Origin of the sequence: Longimonas sp. (genome assembly GCF_046498435.1) — a bacterium.
GTDB lineage: Bacteria > Bacteroidota > Rhodothermia > Rhodothermales > Salinibacteraceae > Longimonas.
This window is the reverse complement of the sequence record NZ_JAWOAR010000186.1, coordinates 1-6,268: the sequence shown is the minus strand read 5'-3', so window position 1 is coordinate 6,268 and position 6,268 is coordinate 1. Positions and strand designations below refer to the sequence as shown.

At 61.1% G+C, this 6,268-nt stretch carries 5 protein-coding genes and 1 pseudogene; 2 read left to right on the top strand and 4 right to left on the bottom strand.

Going from position 1 to position 6,268, the window contains the following annotated elements:
- Positions 1-215: pseudogene (locus tag R6U20_RS06995) on the top strand (hypothetical protein); the annotation flags it as partial.
- 494 nt (positions 216-709) lie between these two features.
- Here the strand turns inward: R6U20_RS06995 and R6U20_RS06990 are convergent.
- The 4 genes from R6U20_RS06990 to hmgA form a co-directional block, all read right to left on the bottom strand.
- Complete coding sequence (locus R6U20_RS06990; RefSeq protein WP_410337142.1) at positions 710-1,516, bottom strand: isopentenyl phosphate kinase; 807 nt, start codon at positions 1,514-1,516, stop codon at positions 710-712.
- Positions 1,517-1,681: 165 nt separating this feature from the next.
- Complete coding sequence (gene mvaD / locus R6U20_RS06985) at positions 1,682-2,677, bottom strand: diphosphomevalonate decarboxylase (protein WP_410337141.1); 996 nt, start codon at positions 2,675-2,677, stop codon at positions 1,682-1,684.
- Positions 2,670-3,755 (bottom strand): mevalonate kinase, encoded by a 1,086-nt coding sequence (locus R6U20_RS06980; RefSeq protein WP_410337140.1) that lies wholly within the window; start codon positions 3,753-3,755, stop codon positions 2,670-2,672. Before R6U20_RS06980 ends, mvaD begins: the two co-directional genes overlap by 8 nt.
- 38 nt (positions 3,756-3,793) lie before the next feature.
- Entirely contained in the window at positions 3,794-5,107 is a 1,314-nt protein-coding gene (gene hmgA, locus R6U20_RS06975) for a hydroxymethylglutaryl-CoA reductase (NADPH) (protein WP_410337139.1), read from the bottom strand.
- Positions 5,108-5,937: 830 nt separating this feature from the next.
- Here hmgA and R6U20_RS06970 point away from each other — a divergent pair.
- The coding region (locus R6U20_RS06970) for an MFS transporter (RefSeq protein ID WP_410337138.1) at positions 5,938-6,268 on the top strand (331 nt) is incomplete at its 3' end.

Here is a 6,268-nt window from a genome sequence, read left to right as displayed (position 1 = left end):
GTACAACCAGTGAGAATACTAGATCTATTTTAAGTGAAAAGTTTATAGATGAGATGATAGCTAGAGGAGCAAAATTTGCCTGGTTTTTCACCTATATACCTGTAGGCACAAATGCTTCTCCTGAATTAATACTTCGTGCGTCGCTTCGCTCGGCTCCGGATCAGCGGCGCCAGGGGCGCCTTGCCTGTCCTGAACTCGATTCAGGATCTGGATGACTATAAAGTGGGAGTCCATGCGTTACCCTATGAATCACGTGTGGCACAGCACTACTATAGTGTCAACGGTCAATGTGTGGGTTACAACATGCCCCGTTTACATGCTATCATCTTGAGCGCAGCGAAGCGGAGTCCTGACACGAGCGAAGCGACTGATGAACGCAGTGAATAAAGATCTCCCCCGAGGTTGGCAGGGCCTCTGTCCCACCGTATCTTCTGAACACCAAGGAGATGGTTCGACTGCGCTCACCATGACACGCTTCGTTGGGGGATGATGCCAGGGTAACCATCAAAATGAGGGTTGACACAGCACTACTGCTGTGTCAAGGATAATTTTTCGGGTTGTGATAGTATGGAATCCCTCCCCCTAAATCCCCCTCCTCTGAGGGGGACTTGGGAAGTGGCACCTCACAGTTCCTTCCTCCCCGGGGAGGACGGGTAGGATGGAGGGGAAAATACGCATCTGAACCCAACCTTTCAGGGTTGACACAGCACTACGCAGTGTTGGTAGCGCGGGGGATGCGGGTGCCCGGCACCGCGTTGTGGCGAAGCGCCCCCAAGAGGCGTCCCGGCGCATCGCCGTTCAGGAGCAGTGAGTTGAGGCCCTGATCGGCCAGGGCACAGGCCACCTCCAGCCGATGGGCCATGCCTCCGGTCACGTCGGTGCCGTCGGGGGCATCCACCACGTTGATCATGGCACGGGCTTCGCGGATGGTGAGCATGTCGATGGGGGTGCCGCTGTCGTCGTAGACGCCGTTGGTGTTGCCGCACCAGAGCACCCGCTCGGGCGCGCGCGGAGTGCCGGATAACGCATCCACGAGCGTACGAAAGACCGTTTCGGTGGAGCAGATGGCGAGTCCATCGGCGGTGTCGAGCGTGATGTCGCCGTAGGTTACGGGGAGGGCTCCTGCCGATAGGGCGTGCTGCACCGGCGCCGCTGAGCAGGCTGCGGGTGTGCCGTGTGTGGTGACGAATGCGCTGGAAGGCGCCCACGAGAATACGGGCAGATCGGCCTCGCGCAACGCCTGTACGACGTGCCGATGTAGCGTTGCGACTGCGTCTTGCACGCGGCTTAGCGCGGCGGCAGGGGGCGTATCGTGGCGGTCGAGGCCGACGTCGTGGGCAGCCACGTGTCCAAATGACCCGCTGCCGTGGCCGATGAGCAGGCGCCCCTGGTACGCGGGCCATGCGCGAGCCACTTCACGAGCCAGCCGTTTGAGCACGGCGGTGCGCACCGAAAAGCGTCCTATTTTGTCGGTGATGAGGCTGCCGCCCCACTTTACGAAGGTCATTGGGGGCATGGCGCGTGGCAAACTGGCAAAAGCAAATGAGACGAGCGCGGGCCGTTCACATGCGAGGCCCGCTGCGGCAGGGCAGGAGGCTGGCAAATTGCATCAAGGTACAGGGGGAGGCGGTGGGCTCTGCTTCCCCCTAAAAACCCCTAAAAAAACAGTGCTAAAACAGTGCTAAAACAGATCTTCAACCTTAGTGGTGGGGCCGGGCCCGATGCCGTCGCGAATGACCATGTGGACGTCGTTCATCGCATTCAGACGGGCCGCAACTTCGGGTTCGTCCTGAGGCGGGCAGATGACGTGCACGTTGGCCCCCGCATCCATGGTGGCGTAGGCGGCGAGTCCGTCGGATCGCATGGCGCGCACGACCTCCAGCACCTTGAGCGTGGCGGGTTTCCAGTAAAAGATGGGTGGCTCTGACGACATGGTAATCAGGTGGAGCTCGATGCCTTCGGTTTCGATGAGCGGGCCCAGGCGGTCGAAGTCGCGGGCCTCGATGCTGGTGCGGGCGATCTGCATACGCTCGGGCAGATGCGAAAGGCGCTGTTCATAGAATGGGCTGCTGGGCGCGCGTTGATGCCCCTGACGCGAGGAGACCGGTTTGGGCTCGGTTTCGACGACCGCGATGACATCGCGCAGGTCCCAGTGCGTGGGCGGGGCAATAGGTTCGGCAGCATGGTTGTCGCCGTGGGGCCAGGCAACGTATCCGCCCAGTACCGAGCGGGCGGCTGAGCCGGAGCCGCTCTGGCGGGCGAGCGCTGAGCGCGTGGCGGCATCGGGCCAGGTGTCGAGTGCACGGAGCGCCGCCAGCGTGAGCGCAGCAAAGCCCGAAGCCGAGGAGCCGAGTCCGGCGGCAGCAGGGAAGCTGTTCTGCGTGGCGACGCGGAAGGAGCCGGAGCGTTCGGCCCAGGCGCGCAGGCGATTCAGGTGCTTCATGACAGGCTGGGCGAAGCCGTCGTTGGCGGGATGCAGCGAGCCCTCGGCATCGGCCATGAGCACCGTGTCGCCGTCGCTGGAATCGGGGGTGAACGCGACGGTGGTGCGCGAGGCACAGCGGCGCAGCGTCATGGAGAGCGAAGGCGCGCGTGGAATAGCGCGATCGAGGTCTTCGACGCCCCAGTACTTTACAAAGGCAATGTTGGAGGGAGCTTCGACGGTTGCTTTAGCCATGCACATGTGCAGATTGAAGAGGATGCGCCCCTTTAACGCAGAGGGGCGCGTTAAACGAAGAGAACGAAGACAGGCTGTCCCAAAGGTCGGTATTTGGGTTGGGGTGGTAAGCGATGAGCGAGCCTGCGTGCGGATCGGTGAGGGCTCCTGCGCCCGATATTTTGGCGGCCCCGCCGTGTGCTTCAATCTGGCGGATGTGGTGGCGGATAGCTGGCGGCACTACGCCGAGCGCTTCGAGGCAGGCCTCGCCCTCTTGCAGCAGGTCGACCAGCGCCGAAGGGGACACGTCGGGGGCCGAGAGCAGGTCGCGGAGCGCACGGGTGGCGTCTTCGATGCGGTCGATGATGGATTCGAACGCATCGGGGTCGTCGGCACGGCGGGTGCGTACGGCATCGACCACCGCACCGGTGGATTCGTTCGGGGCGCCCGTGTGAAAGATGCGAATATCGGAGAGTACTGGGGCGCGGGCCTTCACCGAGTGCCAGTGCAGCGCATCGTTTTCGGACTCGGCCCACAAGAGGCCTCCGCGCAGGATAGTGGCGGGGTCTACGCCCGAGGGCGTGCCGTGCTGGCGCCGCTCAATGTCGAGAGCGATATCGAAGAGCAGGTCGTGCGTAAAGGGGGCGCTGTGAGCTTCAAGGTAGGCGCGAGCTACTGCTACACCGAGGGCAGCCGAGCTTCCGAATCCAGCCCCCACAGGCTGATCGGACTGCACGCGCAGTGCAAGCGGCTGCGGCTCAACGTCTGCCGCGCGAGCAGCTTCCCCCAGCGCTACTTTGATGAGGTGTGTTGGGTCGGTGCTGCGGAGTTGAGCAAAAGTCTTAGCCGAAGGGTGCGCGGCGTAGCTGTGCCACCGGTCGCGGACTTCATCGGCATACGCCCGAACCGTAGACCAATCGGTGGTTTCGGTGTGGTTCCAGTTGGTGATGTGCAGCGTAACGCCAGAGGTAGAGCGTGGGGTAATGGTTGCATGCATCCACAGCCCAAGCGAGGCGACCAGCGCGGGCCGCTGATATACGACCGCATGCTCACCCATCAGGATTAACTTGGCCGGGGCGCGTACGGTCGTTTCGTGCATAAAGGCGCATCCAGAAGAGCGACGGGGCGGCGGTGTTACTATGCTGCGTGGCCATTCGATGGTGGTGTGGGCCGGCCCAGGTCGTTGTGTGCCCGAGCCAGGTGGTGCGAGCTGAGGGCGCCCATGAGCGAGAGTTCGCCTGCGAGGACGGTGGCGCCCAGGAGTTCGGCGACCTGCATGGCGGCTGCGCCAGGCTCGTCGGGATCGAGCGCCACGCCCATTAGCGAGAGTGCGTCGGACTGCGTTTGGAGCGTGGTGCCGCCCCCAATGGCGCCGAGCGGTACGTCTGGCATGAAGATCGAGATGTACACGCCGCCGTCTCCCCGTTTCTCGATGCAGGTGGTGCCCAGTGCCCCCTCGACAACCTGCGCAATGTCTTGGCCGGTGGCTACGAAGAAGGCGGCCACCATGTTGGCGTAGTGCGCATTCATGCCCATCGAGCCCGCGGCGGTGGAGCCGAGCATGTTCTTGCGATACTGCACCTCGGTGAGGTCCTCGGCATTCGTCTTCAGGTAGCGTTTCAGCACCTCTTCGCTAAGCTCCACCTCCGCAAAAATGCGCTTACCGCGCCCTTCCTGCACGTTGACCGCCGACGGCTTTTTGTCGACGCAGTAGTTGCCCGAAAGCGAGACAAACTCGACGCCCGTTTCGGGGACAATGAGGTCTTGGATGACCTGGTTGCAGGCGAGCGTGGCCATGTTCATGCCCATAGCGTCGCCGGTCGAGAAGCGAAAGCGCAGAAACACGGTCGAGCCCAGGGAGAACGGGCGGATGTCCTTCAGCTTGAGGTAGCGGCTGGTGGCCTCAACCTGTGTGCGGATCTCCTCCTCATTATCTTCGACCCAGTCGGTAAAGGCCGTTGACTCGCGGATGCCCGATGTGCGGAACACAGGCGCGCGCGTCATGCCCACGTCTTCCACATGCACAATGGCCCCGTCGGCGGCTCGCAGGGTAGCGCAGCCGCGGTTCACACTGGCGATGAGGGCGCCCTCGGTGGTGGCCAGCGGCACGTAGCGGTCGTCATCGATATACTCGCCGCGTACCGGTACCGGACCCACCGCGCCCATGGGCACCTGGGCCACACCAATCAGGTTCTCACAGTTGCGCGTCGATACCACCTCGGGGTCAAACGAATAGTGGTCAAGGCCCTTCGTTTTCGTGCCAGCGGCCTGCTCAAGCGCCTCGCGCCGGATGGACGCTGCTTCGCGAGCAGAAAGGTCATCGGGGAGTTTGTGGAGCGAGAGTGTGCCAGAGGCCAGCGCCTGGACAAGCTCCTCGCGCTGCGTTGGAGCTGGTTTTTTGAGGGTGGTACGCGCCGAGGCAGTACCGTTGGTGGGGCTACCGCTATTCATTGCCCTACAGGTATTTGGATTCAAAGGACTCTCGTTACCACGTTTGTTTACAGAAGATGTTTGCCGCCGCCAACAAGCCAAGTTACTATTCGAAGGTGACGCGGCAGTTTATCATGTTATTGTGCATCCGCCAGGTGTCTAAGCATAAAGATCACTCATGCATAGAAGTCAGTCATGTAAATCAACAGCTTAGGCTGTGGCGCTTCCATATTTCAGACCGGATGAGTCTACATGGGGCCGTACGGCAGGAAGGGGGCGCATTGCACGGACATTCCGTGCGACTTCATGCCGACGTTCTGCTCGACATCACGATGTACTACACGATGTACTACTTACAAAAATATCGACGGCGTATGTAAAAGCAATTGCATGTGGAAGCGTTGCTCATAGATCTGTTGTTCGGACATTGTTCATTATGGCTTCGTGATTTTGCTACGCAGAGGCGTAACGCCCTTGTTAAAACCGTTTGCTGGACTCCTCCGGTCTAAGGAAAATCCAGTCGATTACGACAGTCGTGTACTGTAGCAGGTCCCGTAACGTAACAAGAAGCTCTTCCAAATCACACCATGGCTTTGTGGGAAAGTGGGAATCTATTGCTACGCCTGTTTAAGCACGGCCCCTTGTTTGAACCATGGGCGTAGGGCGCGCAAGGATCTGATGGAGAGGGGGGCAATGTTGCATGGGCGTTGCGCACCATAGGACCGGACAACAGGGCCTGTCGTATCGCACGATAGTTGCTACCGTCTCCCAAAACATCTATCTGCGTTTTGAATCTGTGGTCGTACAACGGGGTCGTCTTGGCGGCCTGTACCCTGGCATTCTTTGCAACAATGGCTGCCCGACTTGCCATAAGCCCGGTCGTGCCCGCGGTGAGTGCAGAGTTTGGCGTGTCGAACGGAGCCATTGGGGCGGCGCTTACGGGCATGTGGCTGGCCTACGCGCTCTCGCAGTTTCCCAGCGGCTTGCTGGGCGACCGGTGGGGCGAGCGCAGGGTTGTGCTGCTGGCCGTTGGGGGCACAGCCTTCACCAGCTTGCTGCTGGCTTTGGCCCCACACTATGCGCTGTTCTTTGTAGGAACTGTTGCGCTGGGTGCCATGGCCGGACTGCACTACAGTGCGGCGACTTCTCTTCTTACGCGCACCTTTCGACAGACGGGCACAG

Coding starts and splice junctions, on each gene's coding strand:
- R6U20_RS06990 (WP_410337142.1), bottom strand. CDS start 1,516: ATGCCCCCAATGACCTTCGTAAAGTGGGGCGGCAGCCTCATCACCGAC.
- mvaD (WP_410337141.1), bottom strand. CDS start 2,677: ATGGCTAAAGCAACCGTCGAAGCTCCCTCCAACATTGCCTTTGTAAAG.
- R6U20_RS06980 (WP_410337140.1), bottom strand. CDS start 3,755: ATGCACGAAACGACCGTACGCGCCCCGGCCAAGTTAATCCTGATGGGT.
- hmgA (WP_410337139.1), bottom strand. CDS start 5,107: ATGAATAGCGGTAGCCCCACCAACGGTACTGCCTCGGCGCGTACCACC.